Genomic DNA, 1,805 nt, shown 5'->3' on the forward strand with positions numbered 1-1,805 from the left:
GCGTACTGTCTTCGGCGACGCGCCTTGTCTGAAACTTTCGGTGGATGGCTATATTTGATAGTGGTTTGTTTGTGCAGAGATTGTTATTCGACGTCAATCGTCACCGCTTTTTCGGTGAGAAAGGCGATGAGCGCCTGCACCCGGCGGGCTTTTTAGGCGTGCGGCAGGTGGTAGAGATAGACGCCGGGGTAGGTTTTCCAGTAGTCGCGCAGTACCGGCCGGAAGCGTTCGCGGTCGGGCTGTTGTGCGCAGATGGGCGCGAACAGGCGGCCAATGCTGAGGCCAGCGCGGATGGCGTCGGCGGTGACGTCAATGTCGTTGCAGATGAGCGGTGTTGGCATGGCTACGCCGAGCGGTTCGCCGTCGGCGTCGAGGGTGAGCGGCAGTAGGCGGTTGGCGGTGATGTAGCGGTAGCCAATGAGGCGGTGCCGGGCGAGGTCGTCCGGGGTCTGCGGCGTGCCGTGGCGCGCGAGGTATTTCGGGGCGGCGTAGAGGCCTTCCGCGAAGGGTGGCAGCAGGCGGCGCGCGACCATGCCTTCTTCGAGGGTGTCGCCGAAGCGGATGCCGAGGTCGTAACCCGCGTCAAGGATGTTGATGATGCCGTCGCAGAGCGAGAGTTCGAGCTGGATGTGCGGGTAGCGCGCGCCAAATTCGGCGATAAATGGCCGGAAGAGCAGTTGGTAAGCGAAGCGCGACAAGGTCACGCGCACGAGGCCGGAGGGGATGGCGTTGTCGTCGCGCACGCTTTCAATGGCGTCCTGCAAGGCCTGCACGGCGTCGCCGCTGCGCGCAAGCAGGCGGCGTCCGGCTTCGGTGAGTTCGATGTGGCGGGTGGAGCGGGAAAAGAGCGGCAGGCCGAGGTGTTGTTCCAGTGTTTTCAGCGCTTTGCTGACCGACGGCGCGGTGATTTGCAGTTTGCGCGCGGCAGCGGTGATGCTGCCTTCGGCGGCGATGGCTTGGAAGATGCGAATTTGGTTGTAGAGGGCGTTATTCATGTCCGTTATGATACGCCCTTTTTATTGGGAGACTTTTATGGATTTTCAGGTGAAATCTTTTGCGGATTTGTCCGTGGCGGAATTGCACGCGATTTATCAGGCACGGGTAGCGGTTTTTGTGGTGGAGCAGCAATGCGCGTATCAGGAAGTGGATGCGGCGGATGTGCAGGCTTTGCATATTTTTCGCCGCGACGCGGACGGGATTGCCGCATATTGCCGTTTGATTCCGCATATTGATGCGGTACATTTGGGACGGGTTTTGGTGATGCCCGAATGGCGGGCGCAAAAATTGGGGCGGGATTTGGTGGCGTTTGCGCTGGCGTATGCCCGGCAACAGTGGCCGGAGCGGGCGATTTACGCACAGGCGCAAACGTATTTGCAGCGGTTTTATCAGTCTTTTGGTTTTGCGGCGACTTCAGCGATTTATTTGGAAGATGGCATTGCGCATATGGATATGGTGCTGCGGCCATAGTGTTTTTTATTGCGCCAATTCGGAAAGCAATTGTTGATGGGCGACGGCGTGGGCGAAATTGGGGACGGTATATGTCCCCTGGCGCATATCCTGCCAAACGGCGCGATAGGCATTGGCGAGGATGTCGGCGGCATTGCCTTCAGGCGCGATGATTTCGCTTTGCCCGTCGCGGATGATTTCGATGGTGAGCGGTTCGTACTGGAGATGGCCGCTGTTTGCGGTGACAACGATTTGCCGGTGCTCGCATTCGATTTCCATGCGCAGGCCGCTGCCGCCGCCGCGATAGGCGATATTCAGCAGGCCGCCGTCCTGGGTTTTTCCCTGAAAGAGGACGTGGT

General features: G+C 59.4%; 2 protein-coding genes and 1 pseudogene. 1 reads left to right on the forward strand and 2 read right to left on the reverse strand.

The features are described from left to right. Positions 1-152: 152 nt before the first annotated feature. Positions 153-995: a LysR substrate-binding domain-containing protein gene (locus Q0349_RS03905; RefSeq protein ID WP_298079570.1), complete on the reverse strand. Its 843-nt coding sequence runs from the start codon at positions 993-995 to the stop codon at positions 153-155. 37 nt (positions 996-1,032) lie between these two features. Between Q0349_RS03905 and Q0349_RS03910 the strand changes: the two genes are divergently transcribed. Next, a complete protein-coding gene (locus Q0349_RS03910) occupies positions 1,033-1,467 on the forward strand; it encodes a GNAT family N-acetyltransferase (protein WP_366916266.1) in 435 nt (144 codons plus the stop codon). Positions 1,468-1,473: 6 nt separating this feature from the next. Here Q0349_RS03910 and Q0349_RS03915 read toward each other — a convergent pair. Continuing rightward, positions 1,474-1,805, reverse strand: a pseudogene (locus Q0349_RS03915) (gfo/Idh/MocA family oxidoreductase); the annotation flags it as partial.

The organism is uncultured Cardiobacterium sp., from assembly GCF_938028185.1.
Taxonomy (GTDB): Bacteria; Pseudomonadota; Gammaproteobacteria; order Cardiobacteriales; family Cardiobacteriaceae; genus Cardiobacterium.

What these genes read in the sequence shown, in the direction of transcription:
- Q0349_RS03910 (WP_366916266.1), top strand. Translation starts at nt 1,033, where the DNA reads ATGGATTTTCAGGTGAAATCTTTTGCGGATTTGTCCGTGGCGGAATTG.
- Q0349_RS03905 (WP_298079570.1), bottom strand. Translation starts at nt 995, where the DNA reads ATGAATAACGCCCTCTACAACCAAATTCGCATCTTCCAAGCCATCGCC.